Origin of the sequence: Polaribacter butkevichii (assembly GCF_038024105.1) — a bacterium.
GTDB lineage: Bacteria > Bacteroidota > Bacteroidia > Flavobacteriales > Flavobacteriaceae > Polaribacter > Polaribacter butkevichii.
In genome coordinates this window covers 3,632,885-3,652,695 of record NZ_CP150661.1, presented here as the reverse complement: position 1 = coordinate 3,652,695, position 19,811 = coordinate 3,632,885, and the positions used below count along the sequence as shown (strand labels likewise).

Below are 19,811 nucleotides of genomic sequence, written 5' to 3'. Positions count from 1 at the left end.
ATGCAGGTTCAAGATCAAATAGGCAGAATATTGGCGTTTAAAAAAACACCAAAACGGATTATTTCTCTTGTACCGAGTTTAACTGAATTACTGGTAGATTTAGGTTTAGAAGATTCTATTGTTGGTATTACTAAGTTTTGTATACATCCTGTAAACTTAAAACAAACCAAAACAATTGTTGGGGGTACAAAAAGTATTCACCCAGAAAAAATTAAGGCTTTACAGCCTGATATTATCCTTTGTAATAAGGAAGAAAACAGCAAAGAAATTGTAGCAATCTGTGAACAAATTGCACCAACTCATGTTTCAGATATTTTTACGATTGATGATAATCTAGCACTTATAAAACAATACGGAAATCTATTTTCTGTAGAAAGTAACGCTTTAGAAATGATTACCAAAATTAGTCTTAAACTGACAGATTTTAAGCAATTCATCAAAAACAAAGCAACAAAAAAAGTAGTTTATTTTATTTGGAAAGATCCTTGGATGGCTGCTGGAAATACTACTTTTATCAATCATTTACTAGAATTAAACAAGTTTGATAATATCTATCAGCATAAAAAACGCTACCCTGAAGTGGATTTAGAAGAAATGAAATTAAACACACAACTTGATTTAGTTTTATTATCTTCAGAACCATTTCCTTTTAAGCAAGAACATCTCTTAGAAGCAGAAAAAAACACCTCTAAAGCAAAAGCGATACTTGTAGATGGAGAAATGTTTTCTTGGACCGGAAGTAGATTACTAAAAGCGTTTGATTACTTTAAATCTTTGCATTAAAGAAGCATTTGTCTAGAAAACCTTACTAAATAAAAAAATCTATTTGTTAAAAAAACACAGAGATTTTTTAACAAATATTTTTTTTGCAAAACTTAGTCTTGCAACACAAATACTTGTTTTAATAAAGCAGAAGTTCTTAAACCTGCTTTTACTTTTCACAGAATATCTTTCATAAAAAAACCACCTTAAAAAAGGTGGTTTTACTATTTAATAAAGTTAAAAATAACTTCTTAATTTTGATCTGCTTCCGTTAAATTCGGGTTTGCATCAATTTCATCTTGTGGAATTTTCCAAATCCAAGCATCATTTAAAGAAGGTTTTGCTTGCATAAAACCATCTCTATATAAGTTATCATCAGCTCCAGAGTTTGTTAAATCAATCCCTTCATCCCAACGGATATGGTCATGAAAACTAAATCCTTCTCCATAAAGTTCTACTCTTCTTTGCCACTTAATGTGCTCCATTAAAGCATCTTTAGTAGTATAAATAGACGAATCATAAGCTGTATCTCTTGAAGATCCAAAAACTTGAAGTACTGCTTGAGCACCCGTAACATCAGATTGCATTGCTTTAGCTTCTGCTTCTATTAAATACATTTCTGAAGCACGCATATAAATAACGTCATCTGGATCTATCGTTCCTGGATTTTTCTGTAAAAACTTAACAGCCATGTAAGGGTGTGTATTATGACCTGTAGTCATTCCGTATTTAGTTATAATAGCTTCCCAAGCATCCCAAAATTCATCTGAAGAATCATAGTTTGGATCTGTCTCATAACTACCTCCTTCTCCGTTAGAAGCAGAAGAGTTTGTATTTGGAGCCAATGGTAATGCCATATTAATTCTAAAGTCTGTAGATGGAATTGCATCATACACTTCTTTATTTATTAACTTAGGGTTAGATCTATTTTGACTACCATTAAAAGTAGGGCTAATAAAATAGAAAAAAGATTGATAATAGTTTGTCTCTGAATCAATAACAGTTCCTCCCCAAATTACTTCAGAAAGATCTACAGTATTAAAACCAGATAACCAATCAGACTCATCTAACAAAGGAAAACCTGCACGTGCTGCTATTGCTGCGTCTGCTGCGTCTTTCCAGTTACCTTGAGTTAAATCTATTCTTGCTTTTAAACCATGAGCTGCATTTATAGATAAATGAGATTTATTATCAGGGTCAGAAGCACCATTAAAATAAGTAATAGACTTTGCAATATCATCATTTATTTGGTCATATACTACCTGTACAGTTGCTCTACCTTCACTAGTAAAAGGAGCACCTGTAACCAACAATAAAGGAACACCAGGGTCTGTAGCAGGAGTACCAATTAAATAGCCTTTTGCAAAAGTTGATACTAATTGGTGATACGCCCAAGCTCTATAAGCATACGCTTGACCAAGAATATTTCTTACATCTGCATCTGCTTCTGGATAACCGTTTGCCGCAATTAAATTAATTAAGTTATTAGATGTTGCTATAATATGGTAACGCATGTACCAAAAGTTATTTACTGTTGTAAAGTTGGCGTTTGTATGTGTTAACCATCTTAACTCACTTGTCATCCAACCATTACCTGGTGCCGAGTGAATCATTTCCCCCCCCATAGCATCTAAAGCTGGCATATAAAAACTCTGTCCACTTCTACTTGAAGTTCCTCCTGATATCGGATTTTGAGCATACATAACTCTATGCAATCCATTTAATACCAAAAACATATTGTCTACACTAGCAAAGGCGTCTGCTTCTGCAATAGAATCTGTTGGCGTTGTTTCTAGAAAATCTTCAGAACAACCAGTAACAAATACTGCTAGTAATCCTAAAATTAATAGGTTAATTTTTCGTAACATAATTTAATATTTTATTTATAGTTTATATAATTTAATAATTTCTAGAAAGATAAATTTAAGCCTAAAGTAACTGTTCTAGAAGGACTATAGTCAGATGCAGTTTGTGTTCCTGACAAACTATATTGAGGATTTAATCCTTTTCTTTTTGTACTGATAAAAACATTTTCTGCAGAAAGAGAAACGCGTAAATTACTTAAACCTAATTTTTCTGATACATTTTTATCAAAATTATATCCGAAGTTTACGTTTTTTAAAGAAAGGTAAGAAGCATCTGTTAAAAAACGAGTAGAACCAGCAACTGTTTGGTTAGGGTCTCCGTTTTCTAAACGAGGTACATCTGTAATATCTCCTGGAGCTCTCCAAGCATTTTCTGCATCTACATGTAAAGATCTACCAAAAGTACCAGCGTGCATTAATGAAGAGTATCCACTATCTAAAATTTCTCCTCCAATACCAAAAGTAAATAAGAAATCTAACGAAAATTGTTTATATCTAAAAGAGTTAGATACAGACCCAATTAAATCAGGAATACTACTACTATCTGTAAATGCTTCTCCAGCTTCTTGATAATCGTTAGTAGTTGCTTGTGTACCATCTGCATTTAAAACAGCAGTTCTTCCTCCGTCATCAGTATCTTCAAACATATAGTATAAAGCATCACCATTATCTACATCTACACCTGCATAATGATAAATGTAATAATCATATCTAGATCTACCTACTTCCCAACGTTTTGATCCGTTATCTGCTGGACTATCAATTTTAGTGATTTCATTTTTAAAAGTAGATGCTTGTACAGATAAGTCCCAATTAAAATCTTTAGTATTTAAGATATGACCTGTTAAACTAAGTTCTAAACCTTGGTTATAAATATCTCCTAAATTTGTAGGAAACACATCTAATCCTTCAGAAAGAGGAATACCTAATTCATATAATAAATCTTGTGAAGTTTTTTTATAAAATTCTACAGAACCTTCTAATACATTATTAAACAAACCAAACTCTAATGCAACATCCCAACTAATTTGGTTCTCCCATTCTAAATCTACATTTCCTGTATTAGACCAAATAATACCAGGTGCACCTGCGTTTGGTATTATTTCATACAATGCTTGAGAAGCATAAAAAGTACCAAGTCTTTCGTTTCCAATTTCACCATAAGAGGCTCTTAATTTTAATCTATCGATGAAAGAAACGTTTTCCATAAAACTCTCTTGGTCTATTCTCCAAGAACCACCTACTGAATAAAACGTTCCCCAACGTGCATCTTTAGAAAATCTAGAAGTACCATCTCTTCTTGCAGAAGCACTTAAGTAATATTTGCTATCAAAATTATAATTTAATCTTGCAAAATACCCTTCTATTCTATGGTCTGTACTATTTCCATTTACATTATCTCCTGCTGCAAAATTATCAAACTCATAAATACCAGTAGCAGTTTGAGTATTGGCAATACCTCCTAATGTAGAAAACTCTCTATTCATACTCTCGTGTCCTAAAGTTACGTCTACATTATGAACATCTTTAATAGAAGTATTGTATGTTAAAACTTGATTAAAGTTTTCAATAACTCTTCTGTATCTATCTTCACTATATCTACCTGTTGGAGCACCATCACCTACAGTTTCGTTTTCATATCCTTTAGTAATATTGTCTTGAATATCTCTACCGTAAGATACTCTAGCTTTTAAACCATCTAAAATAGTAAGTTCAGCATAATTTCTAAATCCATAAAGATTAAGTTTATCTTGATCTTCGTTTAAAATTAACTCAGCAATACCATGTCTCCCTGGATTGTATGGTCTTGTTTGAATGTTGTTAGCTGGATATCCTTCTCCTAAATCATATAAAGGGTTTCCTGAAGCATCATTTACAATCTTACCATTATTATCTACTTGATAAACTGGATAAATAGGACCTAAACTGTTAGCCCAAGCAAAAGGGTTTGCTGTAGAACTATCACCTCCACTAGTTGGCCCATGAGAATTTGTAGTTGTAATATACGCACTACCACCAACAGTAAGATTTTTAGTTGGTGAAAAATCTGCATTTAATCTATTAGTAACTCTCTCATAATCACTTTCAATAACATACCCTTCTTCTTTTAAATAAGAAGCAGAATAAAATATAGAATGATTTTCGCCACCAGAAGAAACGTTTACAGAATGATTTTTTCTACTACCCGTTCTCTCTAAATAATCGAACCAATCTAAAGATTGATATTTAAGGTTAGCACTAGGATTTAATTTACCATCTGTACCAACAATTTGATCATTTGCAACATCAAATGGGTTATAACCTAATTGGTTATAGATTTTTGCAGAAGCTTCAACTTCTGGGTTTGCACCACCAATTGTATTCTTGTAACCTTCCCACATTAACTCATAATAAGAACCTGCTCCTACCATATCATAATTAGGTATAGATCTTGTAATTACACTATACTGAGTAGATGCACTTACAGTAGTTCTATTCTTTTTTCCTTTTTTAGTTGTAATAATAACAACACCATTTGCTGCTCTAGAACCATATAAAGATGTAGAAGCTGCATCTTTTAAAACAGTCATAGAAGCAATATCATCTTGGTTGATAGAACCTAAAGATCCATCAAACTGCATTCCATCTACAATAAATAATGGATCTGTAGAACCATTAAGAGTACCAACACCACGAATTACAATATCTGGTGAAGACCCTGGTTGCCCAGAAGCTGAAAGAAACTGAACTCCAGTTGCTTTACCTTCTATAGCTCCAATTGGAGATGTTACAGATCTAAGTGCTAAATCTGTTGCTCCAACAACATTAGCAGAACCTGTAAAGGCTTCTTTAGTTGTTGTTCCGTAAGCCACAACAATAACTTCATCTAATACACTATTATCTTCTTCTAAAGTAACATTAATAAAAGCAGAATTACCTACTTTTTTTTCTACTGATTTAAAACCTAAGTAGCTAAATATTAAAACGTCTCCTTTTTTACTAGTAATTTTATAATTTCCATCAAAATCTGTTTCAACTCCTTTAGTAGTTCCTTTTACTAAAACACTAACACCAGGTAAACTTCCTGATTGATCTGAGACAGTCCCAGAAATAGTTTTCTTTTGAGCAAAAGTAACTTGCACAATTAACCCCAAAAACAGCATTAGGGATACCTTTAAAAATTTTCTCATTGTTATATGTATTTGAATTAATTATGTGCCAAAAATCTTAATTTTTTCTTAATATAAAAAATTAAGATTAACATTTATTTAATTTATAAGACAGAAACCACTAATCCCATTGAACAATACTCATCATTTTTAACAAATCACTGAAGATAATTCAATACATTAGCTGTTTTTTATTTAACATTAAGTTAACGAATTTCACAATATTTATTCAAAAAAAGTAAATAAATAGCAATTTGAAAGTTAATTATTTAGAAAATCTATGAATTCTTAAAATATTTTATTAAAATGATTATCTTCATTTTTCTTAATTAAAGTATTTTTTATAAAAAATCCATTTTATTTTATTTCATCAATTTTATTTGCTTTTTCAAAAAAAAGATATTAAGCACCAACAAAACAAACTAAAACACTAACAAACAAACACATAGAACTAAAAACCTTTTTTTTTTAGCTATTTTTTAAAAAAAAAGATAAAGTAGGACCTCTTAATTTTTTCCTCGTGATTTTTTTAAAAAAAACACTAAAGATTCTTTTTATAACTAAAAATAGGGTGATGCCAACTGGAAATGAATTCGTGATATTATGGAACGATAATTATCTTAAAAAGCGCTATTAAAATAACAAAAAAAGACTCCCTATTAAATAGGAAGTCTTTTAAACCTTATATCTAAAAAAAGTAAATTATTTAGTCTTGCAACGCAAATACTTGTTTTAATAAAGCAGAAGTTCTTAAACCTGCTTTTTCTCTAATTCCTTTTTCCTCAACTTCAATCATTGTAAAAACACCTTTTAAAGCTTGGTTTGTTACATATTGAGTTAAATCTAGATTCACTTTATTTACAAAAGGAATAGAATTGTATTTACTAATTAAGTTACTCCAAACCTTATCTGCACCTACTTTAGAGAAAGAATTTTTAATAACTGGACTAAAACTAGCCGTTAAACTCTCTGTAGTTTTACCTTGCAAATACGTTGTTGCAGCGTTTTGATCTCCTAAAAGAATATTTTTAGCATCTGTAAAAGACATATCTTTTACTGCGTTTACAAAAATAGGAGTCGCTGTTTTTACCGCATCTTCTGCTGCTCTGTTTAAAACTTTAATTCCTTCATCTGCTAAATTACCCAAACCAATTTTACGCAAACCATTATCTACCGCTTGTAATTCTTCTGGTAACATAATTTTTACCAATTCGTTTTTATAAAACCCGTTGGTTGCTGTTAACTTAGAAACCTGGTTTTTTATTCCATTATCTAAAGCTTCACGTAAACCATTCCCAATTTGCTCTTGACTTAAACCTGTTCCTTGTGTTACCTGATTTGCAACTTTTTGCAATTCCGCACATCCCACAAGCTGAACTGCCATCACTAAAATTAAAATTCTTTTTATCATTTTATTTATATCATTTATCTACTCTTTGGAAACTATTTTCCTTTAAAAGTCACTTTGTTATTTAAAAGAATCTGTTTTTTTATCGTACCCATAAGGACAATGTTTACATCCGCTTTTACAGCAATATCCTCTTTTTAGGTGAAACTTTTCTGTAAACACTTTATAACCTTGTTCATTTACATAAAAATCACCTTCCTCTAATTCTACTCTTTTATTATACACCTTGCAAAAATATCATTTTAATCCATAAAAAAAGCGTTCCTAAGAACGCTTTTTAAACTTTTATTTTTCTTGTCCTGGAGGAAATCTAGAAACAATCTCTTTTACAAATTCATTAATTCTAGCCTCTTTTTTTTCTCTATTCTGAAGTTTTAAAGCTCCAGTACCAATTCCTTGCCAAACTAATTCTTTTTTCTTTTTATCAATAAAATCGATAAATAAGGTACCTTCTGTGTATTGAGAAACGTTAATATTATTATTCATGCCTCCCATCATCCAAGGATTCCAACCCCAACCATAACCGTATCCAAAATTATTATTTTGCTGCACGTTCACTTTTTCTCTAGACTTGGTAAAAATACTCACCAACATATCTGGATTTTCAGATTTAGAAAAACCTTGCGCTAATAATTGAGATTCTATAGCACGTAAAATTCTTTTTTTATCCAAATCAGAAATTTCTGCTTTGTCGATACCCGGTCTATAAAAAGCAAAGGTTTTATACTTATTAAAATCTACTTTATTATCATAATCTGTTGTAACTTTTATAGCATTACAAGAGGTTAGCAACGCTGCACTAAACAGGAATAAGAATATTTTTTTCATGATATCTATTTTAAATTATTGAATCAGTTAACAAATCTACAATAAAACGTAAGCTAAAACAGTATTCTATCTTTCTAAAAATGAGTAATTAATAAGGTTTTAACACTTAAAACAAAGAGCAATAATTATGCCATTTAAAAACTAAATTTGTGATACTAAACAAATCTAGTTATTTTAGGCTAAAGTTTTAGCCCACTCTTATTTATGATTTTAATTTTTAAACATATTGTTCCGAATGGTTTTGTTGGCATCACTTTATTCCCTTTTATTTTCTTGAAAAACAAAAAATTAAAAGAAGACAAAACACTTATCAATCATGAGAAAATTCATTTAAAACAGCAAGCGGAATTACTAATAATCTTCTTCTATCTTTTTTACGGACTAGAATGGATTTTTAAATTTTTTAAGCACAAAAATGGATATCTTGCCTACAAAAATTTAAGTTTCGAACGGGAGGCTTATCAACATGAAAAAGATTTTAACTACATAAAAAACAGAAAGTTTTGGGCATTTATAAACTATTTATAAAACTAAGTATCCTTCTTATTTTCTTCGGATGTATTAATGGCTGTAAAAAAGAGCGGAAAAAAGTTGCTGAAAAAACAATTGCCGTTGCCAAGAAAAAGGACTCTCTTGTGCTGCTTCCTAAATACCTCACAAAAAATTATGTGTTAGGAAAGTTTGATTACACCAAAAACCCCGATTTTGTAATTGTTCCTAAAGAAAATTCATCAAAAAAAATATATCTAAGAAAAGAAGTGTTGACTGCTTTTCTTAAAATGAAAAATGCTGCTCAAAAAGAAGGGATTACTTTAAAAGTGATTTCTGGAACTAGAAACTTTGAGCATCAAAAGAATATATGGAATTACAAATGGAATGTGAAATTCAAAAATTTAGCCCCTTTAAAAAGAGCTCAAAAAATTCTTGAATACAGTTCAATGCCTTCTACATCTAGACATCATTGGGGAACCGATTTAGACCTTAATAGTTTATCTAATACTCACTTTTTACATGGTCAAGGAAAAAAAACATACGATTGGTTATTAAAAAATGCTGCTAGATTTGGGTTTCATCAAGTGTACACATCCAAAGAAAATGGAAGAACGGGGTATCATGAAGAAAAATGGCATTGGTCTTACACGCCACTTTCTACCCTTTATTTAAAATTTTACAATGACAACGTTATCCTAAAAGATATAAACGGGTTTAAAGGACACACTTTTGCCAAAGATTTAAACGTTATTCAGGCTTATGTAAATGGTATAAACCCAATAATCTCAAACCTCAACATTTAAGATTACGTTAAAATTAACTTATATTTTTATTAAATCCGTAAATTGCACGCGTAAATACAAACATCTATTACGAATGAAACAAATAAAAACATACAAACCGACACATAAAGTACGAATTGTAACTGCTGCTGCACTTTTTGATGGTCATGATGCTTCCATTAATATTATGCGTAGAATTATTCAATCTACCGGAGTGGAAGTTATTCACTTAGGTCACGATAGATCTGTGGAAGAAGTAGTTAATTGTGCCATTCAAGAAGATGTAAATGCCATTGCAATTACCTCTTATCAAGGTGGGCACAATGAGTATTTTAAATATATGTACGATTTATTACAAGAAAAAGGTGCAGGACACATTAAGATTTTTGGTGGCGGAGGCGGTGTAATTCTTCCAAAAGAAATTAAAGAATTAATGGAGTATGGAATTACCCGAATTTATTCTCCTGATGATGGTAGAGAATTTGGTTTGCAAGGAATGATTAATGACTTGGTACAAACTGCTGATTTTGCAATTGGGGACAAATTAAATGTAAATTTAAAAGAATTAGCAAATAAAGAAATTGGTAAAATTGCAAGAGTAATCTCTTCTGCAGAAAATTTTCCTGAAATTGCAAAAGATACTTTAGATAAAATCCACACTAAAAATAAAACTTCTAAAACTCCAGTTTTAGGAATTACAGGAACCGGTGGTGCTGGTAAATCTTCTTTGGTTGATGAATTGGTTCGTCGTTTTTTAATTGATTTCCCCGAAAAAACCATTGGTTTAATTTCTGTTGATCCATCAAAAAGAAAAACAGGTGGCGCACTTTTAGGAGATCGAATTAGAATGAACGCCATTAATAATGATCGTGTTTATATGCGCTCATTAGCTACGCGTCAATCTAACTTAGCATTGTCTAAATATGTTAACGAAGCTGTTCAGGTTTTAAAAGCAGCCGAGTTTGATTTAATCATTTTAGAAACTTCTGGAATCGGACAATCAGACACCGAAATTATAGAACACTCTGATACTTCTTTATACGTGATGACACCAGAATTTGGTGCAGCAACCCAGTTAGAAAAGATTGATATGTTAGATTATGCAGATTTGGTTGCCATTAATAAGTTTGATAAACGTGGTGCTTTAGATGCCGTTAGAGATGTAAAAAAACAATATATGCGTAACAATAATTTGTGGCATATTCATCAAGATGATTTACCTGTTTATGGTACGATTGCATCTCAATTTAACGATCCAGGAATGAATACTTTGTATAAAAGTATTATGGACAAGTTGGTAGAGAAAACCGGAGTAGATTTAAAATCGAAAATGGAAATCACCAAAGAAATGTCTGAAAAAATCTTTGTAATTCCGCCTGCAAGAGTTCGTTATTTATCTGAAATTGCAGAAAGCAACAGAGCGTATGATAAAAAAGTAGACGACCAAGTTGTGGTTGCTCAAAAATTATATGGAATTTATCAAACGGTTCTTTCTATTATAGAAAACGACACGTCATTGCGAGCTACGAAGCAACCTCTAATTATAAAATCTGGATTAAATTCTGATGAAATTCTGTCTCTCGACTGCGCTCAAGATGACAAAGAGTTTTTAAAATTATTACTTGCCCAATTCGAAAAAGTAAAATTAAATCTAAACCCTTATAATTGGGAAGTGATTTTAAATTGGCAAGAAAAGGTTCAGAAATATAAAGACCCAATCTACACGTTTAAAGTGCGTGATAAAGAAATAAAGATAGCAACACACAGTGAATCTCTATCTCAATCTCAAATACCTAAAGTTGCTTTGCCAAAATATAAAGCTTGGGGAGATTTATTACGTTGGGTTTTACAAGAAAACGTTCCAGGAGAATTCCCTTATACAGCAGGATTGTATCCTTTTAAAAGAACCGGAGAAGACCCAACAAGAATGTTTGCTGGTGAAGGTGGACCAGAAAGAACCAATAGAAGGTTTCATTATGTGAGTTTAGGAATGGACGCAAAACGCCTTTCTACAGCGTTTGATTCTGTTACTTTATATGGAAATGACCCTGGAAGAAGACCTGATATTTACGGAAAAATAGGAAACGCAGGAGTTTCAATTTGTTGTTTAGATGATGCCAAGAAATTATATTCTGGTTTCGATTTAAGTCACGCAATGACTTCTGTTTCAATGACCATAAATGGCCCCGCACCAATGTTGTTAGGCTTTTTTATGAATGCAGCTATTGATCAGAATTGTGAGAAATACATCATCCAAAATAAATTAGAAAAACAAGTTGAAGCAAAGTTTAAAGAAATATATGACAACAAAGGGTTAGAAAGACCTGTTTATCAAGGAGATTTACCCGAAGGAAATAATGGTTTAGGTTTACTATTATTGGGATTAACGGGAGATTTAGTTTTACCTTCCGATGTTTATCAACAAATAAAAAAAGACACTTTAGCACAAGTTAGAGGAACCGTACAAGCGGATATTTTAAAAGAAGATCAGGCACAAAATACCTGCATATTTTCTACGGAATTTGCGTTGCGTTTAATGGGTGATGTACAAGAGTATTTCATCGAAAAACAAGTTAGAAACTTTTATTCGGTTTCTATTTCTGGCTATCATATTGCAGAAGCTGGCGCAAACCCAATTACACAATTGGCATTAACGTTGTCTAACGGATTTACGTATGTAGAATATTATTTAAGTCGTGGAATGGATATTAATAAATTTGGACCAAACTTATCTTTCTTTTTCTCTAACGGAATTGATCCAGAATATTCTGTAATTGGTAGAGTTGCTCGTAAAATTTGGGCAAAAGCCATGAAAAATAAATACGGTGCAAACCCAAGAGCACAAATGTTAAAGTATCATATTCAGACTTCTGGACGCTCTTTACACGCACAAGAAATCGATTTTAATGATATAAGAACTACACTGCAAGCTTTGTACGCAATTAACGATAACTGTAATTCTTTACACACCAATGCCTATGACGAGGCCATTACAACGCCAACGGAAGAATCTGTAAGAAGAGCGATGGCGATTCAGTTAATCATCAATAAAGAATTAGGTTTAACTAAAAATGAAAACCCAATTCAAGGTGCCTTTATTATTGAAGAATTAACCGATTTGGTAGAAGCTGCCGTTTTAGAAGAATTTGATAGAATTACAGAACGTGGAGGTGTTTTAGGTGCCATGGAAACCATGTATCAACGTTCTAAAATACAAGAAGAAAGTTTGTATTATGAAACGTTAAAACACAATGGAGAATTCCCAATTATTGGGGTAAATACTTTTTTAAGTTCTAAAGGTTCTCCAACTGTACAACCTGCAGAAATTATCCGTGCAACGGAAGAAGAAAAACAATATCAAATTCAGACTAAAGAATTGCTAAACAAAGCGAATCCGAAGAAAGTAAAAGAACAAATTGCTATTTTACAGGAAGCGGCAATTCAGAATGAAAATTTATTTGAGAAGTTAATGGAAGCAACCAAAGTTTGTTCTTTAGGACAAATTACAGAAGCGTTATTTAAAGTTGGCGGACAGTATAGAAGGAATATGTAAGCAGTGAACCACTTTTCATTTTTATAAAAAGTGTGTGAATCGCTTATTCCGCTTTTGGGCGGGATCTTATAGTTGTATAATAATTTTAAAATTAGCTTATCCCTTAAAAACAGGAATCTATATTCCTTCTAATAATATTTCATAAAAATAAAAATCCGCACTAATTGTGCGGATTTTTGATTTTATGTTTTTAAAATTTAATACTTTTTATATTCTGTTTTTCCTGTCTTTAAGTAATTAATGATATGTTGTACCGCTCTTTCTTTTGCTTTATTAAATGTTTTTGTAAAATCGAACATAAAAACAGACTCTCCTCCAATAACAACAAAGTCTAAAATTTCTTTTCCATTTTTAGCATCGTAAATTTCAACTTTTACATTGATAACACAATACTCTACAGACGTTGAAGTGTTCATCCCCATCCCATTCATACCCATTGCTCCAGTACTATTCCACTCTACTCTATTGGAAATTTCAAAATTTGAGAAATAAATTACGTAATCAGAATTTTCAGTGTTTAAATCGTCATATTTAAAACTTTTACGATCAATTGAAATATTAGAAAAAAGATTATTCTCAAATCCTTTTTCAGAGAATTCATTCATAAAATTGAATGTAAAATCGACTTTTTGGGGAAAATTTTTCTCGAATGTTTTTTTAAAGTTATTTACCCTTACATCATCTGTAGCAAAAACAATTACTTTCTTTGTTTCAGGAGTTTTTATATCTTCTTTTTTAGAAATATACTGTACATATTGTTTGTTTACTTTACAAGAAGACAAACTAAATAGTATTGTAAAAAAGACTATTATTAAAACTGATTTTCTTTTCATTTTTTTTTATTTAAGCGGCAAAACTACACAAAATAAAAGTTTATTAACTCTAATGAGGTGTTCATAATTATCAACTTTCAATAATAATTGAAAATTAAATAACTTTATACTTTAGAGATTAATTATTATCTTTCATTTAAAATAGAATTACATGAAATTATTAGGAGTTGGCTCTAGAATAGAGCCATTCAGAATTTGGTTTAGGTGTTGTTACCAATGTAACAAGTAAACATTATTGGGTAACTTTTATAAAAGATGGTTTAGAAACCATAGATATAGACAGCGATTTTGAAGTAATTGAAGCTGTTGAAGATGAAGTTGATACCGTAAGTTTTTATGAAGTAGAAAAATCTTTAAAAGCTATTTTGCAAAAATGGTCTGATGTTACAGAGATTTCACCTATTGCAGATAAATGGAAAAAAGGGACTTTAATTTTTCAACCAGAAGACACAAATTTATCAACCAAAGAAATACCTATTGATACGTTTTTTCATAAAATAGTAATGGTCAGAGACCGAATTAGAGTGATGGAGCAAAAAATAAACTCTAGTAAAACTTTAGATGACCAAGATAAAATAGATTTACAACAATACATTACTAGAATTTATGGCAGTTTAACTACATTTAATGTACTTTTTAAAGTAAAATCTGATCATTTTGTAGGAGAAAGATCTAAATAATGCATCTTTTTAAGTTAAAAATTGTCCATTATAAAAACAAAAATGGACAATCAACTTTTAAAAACAGCATTTTACCATCAATTAAAATCAGGAAGAAAAGCTTTAAAAAAGAACTCTTTCAAAATTGCTTTTTATCATTTTGAAAACGCACACATTCTTGGGCAAAATCATATAATTAGACACACTGTTTGTCATTATTGGATGTTTCTTTTTGGAATAAAAAATAGAAATCTAAAAGAAATAATTGGACAAGCTCTAAGAATAATTGCTTCTCTTCTGTTTACTTATATTTGGATTCCTAAGGGAAATACAGGAGGATCAAACATTTCTGCAATCAGAAAAATGCCTATTAGAAAAGAATTAAAGAAATACTTTTATTTTAATGCATCTTTTTAAACATTATAAAGTCTATTAAGTGAATATTAAAAAGAATATCATGAAAAATAATAATTGTAGTTGTAATTGTGAAGGCTGTAAAACCGGAGATTGTAAAAATTGTACTTGCCAAAATTGTTCTTGTAATAATTGTAATTGTTAACATATAATGTCATTTCGAATGAGGTACAATTGAAAAATATTTTTTTATGATTCTTCCAAATTCTTCGTTCGAAATGATATTTGGAAACCGAAAATTATAATGATGACCACAAATAAAGTTTGGAAAACATATTCTGAAGATTTAAAAAGATTTATCATTAGCAAGGTGAAAAACACAACAATTGCCGATGATATTTTACAAGATACTTTTATCAAAATTCACACTAAACTGCACACCTTAAAAGACATTACTAAATTAAAACCATGGTGCTTTACAATCGCTAGAAATTCTATTTTAGATTATTGGAAATCTAAAAATCAGACTTTTGAAATTGCTAGTTTTGAAACAGAAACAGAATTAATAGAACACCAGCACACAGAAAAAGATTGCCTTAAAGGTATCTTAAAAACTTTGCCTAAAAAATATAGAGACCCATTATTTTTATCAGATATTAAAGGATTAAAACAGCAAGAAGTTGCTACTCATTTACATCAATCATTATCAACAACAAAATCTCAAATACAGCGTGCAAGAAAATTAATTGCACAAGGTTTTATGGATTGTTGTGGATTTGTAATTAATAAAAAAGGGAACTTGGTTGGCGAAATTAAAGCAAAAGAAGACTGTAAAGTTTGTAATTAAAATTGACAAATACCTGCTTTTTTTATTAACTTAGCTAAAACAACAAATTCAAAAAAAAGCAACAAAATGTCTACACTTAAAAAAGAAGATATTAGTCAAGAAGTATTTGATTTATACGATGATTATGCACATAACAAAATAGATAGAAAAGAGTTTTTAAAAAAACTTTCTCTATTTGCTGTGGGTGCCATTACATTGCCTGCTTTATTGAGTTTTATTTCTCCTAATTATGTAGATTCTATTGTTGTAGACCCAGTAGACCCTAGATTAATATCTGAAACCATACACTATGCTTCACCTAAAGGTGGAATAAAAATGACAGGATTACTCTCTAAACCTAAAGATGCTGCGAGTAAGTTACCTGGCGTTATTGTAGTTCACGAAAACAGAGGGTTGAATCCTTATATAAAAGATGTTACTAGAAGAACTGCTTTAGAAGGTTTTATTGCTTTGGCACCTGACGCACTTTCTCCTATGGGAGGATATCCTGGTGATGATGATAAAGGTAGAGAAATGCAGAACAAGAGAGACCAAAAGGAAATGTTAGAAGACTTTATTGCTGGCTATAATTACCTTAAAAACCATAAAGATTGTAACGGTAAAGTAGCTGTTGTTGGTTTTTGTTTTGGCGGATGGATTTCTAATATGATGGCGGTAAGATTACCAGATTTAGCAGCTGCAGTGCCTTATTATGGTAGACAACCAGAAAAAAAGGATGCCATACAAATTAAAGCTCCTTTATTATTACAATATGCAGGTTTAGATAAAAGAGTTAATGAAGGTTGGCCAGAGTTTGACAAAGTTTTGACAGAAAATAATATTGAACACAAGGCATATTTTTATTCGGATGTAAACCACGGGTTTCACAACAATACAACACCAAGGTACGATGAAGCTGCTGCAGATTTGTCTTGGGAAAGAACCATTGCTTTTTTTAATAAACATTTAAAAGAATAGTTTACAATCCATCATTCTTATAAAACAAGGAAACTATTTCACTATATTTTAATTACTTTTATCCTTTAAATATTAAAGGTGAAAAAGAAAACTCTTATTAGTAAAGAATTAGACGACTTTTACAACAAAGCTTCAGAAGAAACCAGACTAGAAAAAGGTATGGGTATTTTTGAATTTGAACGTATTAAAGAACTGATACAACAACACATATATAAACCAAACAACACCATTATAGATGTTGGTGGTGGAACAGGAAAATATGCTGAATGGTTGGCAAAAAATAATCATACGGTACATTTAGTAGAGCCTGTTTTAAAGCACATTAAACTTGCAGAAAAGAGAGCAAAAAAACTAAAAAAACCTTTTACGGTTACTATTGGCGAAGCCCAAAAACTACCATTTAAAGATAATTCTGCAGATTTGGTAATTTTACACGGCCCTTTGTACCATTTGCAACAAAGAGAAGATAGAGTTGCTGCAATTATAGAAGCTAAAAGAGTGTTGAAAAAAGGCGGCATTATTTTAGGTTTTGCTATAAATGCTACTGCTTCTACGGTTGTTGGCTTAATGAATGGAATGATACATGCCAACTCGTTTTTTGATATGTGTAAAGCAGAATTAACCACAGGTGTACATGATGCACCCAAAGATTTTCCTTTTTTATTAGCAGATGCTTTTTACCATAAACCAGCAGGTTTAAAAGCTGAGTTTTTAGAACAAAACCTTCACTTTATAAATCTTTTTGCAGTAGAAGGAATGATTTGGCTAGACAATGAATATTTTGCAAATATGTTAGATAAGAAAAAATCGAAAACCTTAAAAGCTTTACAAACCCTTACTCAAAACGATGAGTATTTGTTACCTTTTAGTCCGCATATGATGATTGCTGTTAAAAAATAATTTGTTTTCCTTTGATAAAAAAAAAGTCCTTTTATGAATAAATTACAAATAATCGGAATCGTAATTATAATCATTGGAATTATTTCGGGATATATTTTTGTAGAAAACAACATTATTAGTACAGTATCAGGAGTTTTATCAGCTATAGGTTTAACTTTAATATTAAAATGGTTTCCTTTAAAAAAAAGATTAAACTAAATTAAGTGTCAGAGAAAGAGGTGCATTGGGGAGTTTGTATAAACTGTAAAGGAAGAGGAAAGAAAAGAAAAAGTCTTCCTAAAAAAATACGCTTCAATTATAAAATAGCCTTAGAACAATTTAACAATTCTAAAGGAAAAGAGCCTGCTCCTATTCGCCCGAAGGGACAATTACAAACCTGTTCTAATTGTAAAGGAACTGGATTATCACTTTCTAATACTCAACCTTTTGTAAACAAAAAAGACTATCCGCACGTTGCTATAATTGGTGCCGGAATCGGTGGCGTTGCACTTGCTGTTGCTTGTTTGCATCGTGGAATTCCTTTTACGCTTTACGAACGAGATAGTAGTTTTAATACACGCTCTCAAGGCTATGGACTTACTTTACAACAAGCTAGTAAAGCAATGGCATCTTTAGGTATACTATCTTTAGAGAAAGGTATAACATCAACCAAGCACATCGTACATACTGCCAAAGGTAAAATCGTAGGCGAATGGGGAATTAGAAAATGGGGACGATCAGACACAAAAGCATCGCCAAAACGAACAAACATTCACATTGCAAGACAGTCTTTGCGTTTAGCGTTACTTGAGCAACTAAATGGAAGTGAGCATGTAAAATGGGGACATCAATTATTAAATTTTAATGAAACCGAAGAAGGTATAACGCTAAACTTTCAGGTAAACAACCAAATAAAAAGCGCCAAGGCAGATCTTGTTGTTGGTGCTGACGGAATACGTAGTACCGTTAGAAAACTACTAATTGACGATGATATAACTCCCTTGCGTTACTTAGGTTGTATTGTAATTTTGGGTATTTGTCCATTAAAAAATTTGGAAGGTGTTGAAAGCTCTCTATTAGATGCTGCAACCGTTTTTCAAACCGCAAATGGTAACGAAAGAATTTACATGATGCCTTATGATTCCGAAACCATTATGTGGCAACTTAGTTTTCCCATATCAGAAAAAGAAGCTAAAAACCTAAATATAAAAGGAGCTAAAGCTCTAAAAGAAGAAGCCTGTAAAAGAACGCTGTGGCACACTCCTATTCCTCAAATTGTAGCAGCAACCAAAGAGAATTTAATTTCTGGTTATCCGGTATATGATCGAGAATTACTAAAACCTGAATTCTTAAAAAATGCAAACGCAGTTACTATAATAGGAGATGCAGCGCATCCAATGAGCCCTTTTAAAGGCCAAGGCGCTAACCAAGCTTTACTTGACGCATTGTCACTTGCTAGAGAAATTGTAAGAAATTGTAATCCATTGTCTAAATGGAAAGAAACAGGAATACGAAAAAGTGTATTAACTGCCTTTGAATCTGAAATGTTAGAACGAAGTGCTACTAAAGTAAAGAGTTCTGCCGAAGCTGCAGAATTGTTGCACTCTGAAATTGTACTTTATAAAGGTGATGGACCTAGAGGGAAACATCGAGAATAAAACAAACAAATAATCATCACCATTTTAAAATCAAAATTAAGACACCTCTCCCTTTGTTTAAAGTCTAAAAAAAGACAAATATCTATTTCAACCACTTTTCTATTCCTCTCAATCAACTAATTTTCAGCAGAGTTCTAAACATTATAAAAAAATAATACATTTATCTGTATTTTTCATGTCACTTTTTATCAAACTATGTGTCTAATAAGTTAGAACAATAAACATATAATGATGAAAAAAACACAGTTCCTATTCACTTTAATATTCATTTTTTTAGTAACTATTTCTTATGCTCAAGATGTGGAGTATAAAAACAAAACCTACACTGTTAAAAGAGAATCCATTTATTTAGCTAAGGTAGACGTAACCAAAACCTTAGCCCCAGAAATGGTCAATGAAATTTTTGCCATTCATACTACCAATGAAGAAAAAATAAAAGCAGCTAAAAAAGCTGAGAAAGAAAAAAAAGCTTCTGAAAAGAAAGTAAAAAAAGCCGAAAAAGCTTTAAAAAATAAAGTAAAAGCTCAGAAAAAATTAAGCAAAGCAAACGATAAGTTAAAAAGTGGTATTAAGAAATACAATAAACTTAAAAAGAATGGTGATTTATCTCCTAACGACAACAAAAAATGGTTAGGTAAAATAGAAAAGCTAAAAAAGAATGTAACAAAAGCAGAAAAAAGTTTTAAAAAAGCATAAACTTTTATGGTTACACAAAAATGATAAAAAAAGGTCTGGTTTAAATAAAACCAGACCTTTTTTTACATCTATCAATTTGTAAAAGTTAA

The 19,811-nt window shown here is 31.1% G+C and carries 17 protein-coding genes and 1 pseudogene; 12 read left to right on the top strand and 6 right to left on the bottom strand.

Features of this window, described 5'->3' with window-relative positions; genetic code table 11:
• Positions 1-783: an ABC transporter substrate-binding protein gene (locus WG951_RS15400; RefSeq protein WP_105047829.1), complete on the top strand. Its 783-nt coding sequence runs from the start codon at positions 1-3 to the stop codon at positions 781-783.
• A 230-nt stretch (positions 784-1,013) separates the two neighbouring features.
• Here WG951_RS15400 and WG951_RS15395 read toward each other — a convergent pair whose 3' ends face one another.
• From WG951_RS15395 to WG951_RS15375, 5 genes are all read right to left on the bottom strand, one after another.
• Positions 1,014-2,630, bottom strand: coding sequence for a RagB/SusD family nutrient uptake outer membrane protein (locus tag WG951_RS15395; RefSeq protein WP_105047828.1), 1,617 nt, complete (start codon positions 2,628-2,630; stop codon positions 1,014-1,016).
• A 41-nt stretch (positions 2,631-2,671) separates the two neighbouring features.
• Complete coding sequence (locus WG951_RS15390) at positions 2,672-5,797, bottom strand: SusC/RagA family TonB-linked outer membrane protein (RefSeq protein WP_105047827.1); 3,126 nt, start codon at positions 5,795-5,797, stop codon at positions 2,672-2,674.
• A gap of 685 nt (positions 5,798-6,482) precedes the next feature.
• A complete protein-coding gene (locus WG951_RS15385; protein ID WP_105047826.1) occupies positions 6,483-7,187 on the bottom strand; it encodes a DUF4197 domain-containing protein in 705 nt (234 codons plus the stop codon).
• A 57-nt stretch (positions 7,188-7,244) separates the two neighbouring features.
• Positions 7,245-7,409 (bottom strand): DUF5522 domain-containing protein, encoded by a 165-nt coding sequence (locus WG951_RS15380; RefSeq protein ID WP_158838168.1) that lies wholly within the window; start codon positions 7,407-7,409, stop codon positions 7,245-7,247.
• Between the two features lie 60 nt (positions 7,410-7,469).
• Positions 7,470-8,012 (bottom strand): DUF4136 domain-containing protein, encoded by a 543-nt coding sequence (locus tag WG951_RS15375; RefSeq protein ID WP_105047825.1) that lies wholly within the window; start codon positions 8,010-8,012, stop codon positions 7,470-7,472.
• Between the two features lie 204 nt (positions 8,013-8,216).
• On the opposite strand from WG951_RS15375, the gene WG951_RS15370 reads away from it, so the two are divergent.
• The 3 genes from WG951_RS15370 (at position 8,217) to WG951_RS15360 (ending at position 12,839) form a co-directional block, all read left to right on the top strand.
• The gene (locus tag WG951_RS15370; protein WP_105047824.1) at positions 8,217-8,540 is read left to right on the top strand and encodes a hypothetical protein; all 324 of its coding nucleotides are present in this window, start codon (positions 8,217-8,219) and stop codon (positions 8,538-8,540) included.
• Positions 8,516-9,307 carry a M15 family metallopeptidase gene (locus tag WG951_RS15365; protein ID WP_245893463.1) on the top strand — a complete coding sequence of 264 codons (792 nt, stop codon included), beginning with the start codon at positions 8,516-8,518 and terminating at the stop codon, positions 9,305-9,307. The genes WG951_RS15370 and WG951_RS15365 overlap by 25 nt, the downstream gene beginning before the upstream one ends.
• Before the next feature lie 73 nt (positions 9,308-9,380).
• Positions 9,381-12,839 carry a methylmalonyl-CoA mutase family protein gene (locus WG951_RS15360; protein WP_105047823.1) on the top strand — a complete coding sequence of 1,153 codons (3,459 nt, stop codon included), beginning with the start codon at positions 9,381-9,383 and terminating at the stop codon, positions 12,837-12,839.
• A 197-nt stretch (positions 12,840-13,036) separates the two neighbouring features.
• Here WG951_RS15360 and WG951_RS15355 read toward each other — a convergent pair whose 3' ends face one another.
• Positions 13,037-13,672, bottom strand: coding sequence for a hypothetical protein (locus tag WG951_RS15355; RefSeq protein ID WP_105047822.1), 636 nt, complete (start codon positions 13,670-13,672; stop codon positions 13,037-13,039).
• Between the two features lie 151 nt (positions 13,673-13,823).
• On the opposite strand from WG951_RS15355, the pseudogene WG951_RS15350 reads away from it, so the two are divergent.
• The 8 genes and pseudogenes from WG951_RS15350 (at position 13,824) to WG951_RS15315 (ending at position 19,722) form a co-directional block, all read left to right on the top strand.
• Positions 13,824-14,352: pseudogene (locus WG951_RS15350) on the top strand (hypothetical protein).
• Positions 14,353-14,394: 42 nt separating this feature from the next.
• Positions 14,395-14,748: a DUF3703 domain-containing protein gene (locus WG951_RS15345; protein ID WP_105047821.1), complete on the top strand. Its 354-nt coding sequence runs from the start codon at positions 14,395-14,397 to the stop codon at positions 14,746-14,748.
• Between the two features lie 244 nt (positions 14,749-14,992).
• Positions 14,993-15,532 carry a sigma-70 family RNA polymerase sigma factor gene (locus tag WG951_RS15340; RefSeq protein WP_105047820.1) on the top strand — a complete coding sequence of 180 codons (540 nt, stop codon included), beginning with the start codon at positions 14,993-14,995 and terminating at the stop codon, positions 15,530-15,532.
• 66 nt (positions 15,533-15,598) lie between these two features.
• Complete coding sequence (locus tag WG951_RS15335) at positions 15,599-16,489, top strand: dienelactone hydrolase family protein (RefSeq protein ID WP_105047819.1); 891 nt, start codon at positions 15,599-15,601, stop codon at positions 16,487-16,489.
• Positions 16,490-16,567: 78 nt separating this feature from the next.
• Entirely contained in the window at positions 16,568-17,389 is an 822-nt protein-coding gene (locus tag WG951_RS15330; RefSeq protein WP_105047818.1) for a class I SAM-dependent methyltransferase, read from the top strand.
• A gap of 33 nt (positions 17,390-17,422) precedes the next feature.
• On the top strand, positions 17,423-17,587 hold the full coding sequence (locus WG951_RS15325) for a hypothetical protein (protein WP_170062855.1): 165 nt from the start codon (positions 17,423-17,425) through the stop codon (positions 17,585-17,587).
• Positions 17,588-17,592: 5 nt separating this feature from the next.
• Positions 17,593-19,026: an FAD-dependent oxidoreductase gene (locus tag WG951_RS15320; protein ID WP_105047817.1), complete on the top strand. Its 1,434-nt coding sequence runs from the start codon at positions 17,593-17,595 to the stop codon at positions 19,024-19,026.
• A 231-nt stretch (positions 19,027-19,257) separates the two neighbouring features.
• A complete protein-coding gene (locus tag WG951_RS15315; protein ID WP_105047816.1) occupies positions 19,258-19,722 on the top strand; it encodes a hypothetical protein in 465 nt (154 codons plus the stop codon).
• The last annotated feature ends 89 nt before the right edge of the window (positions 19,723-19,811 follow it).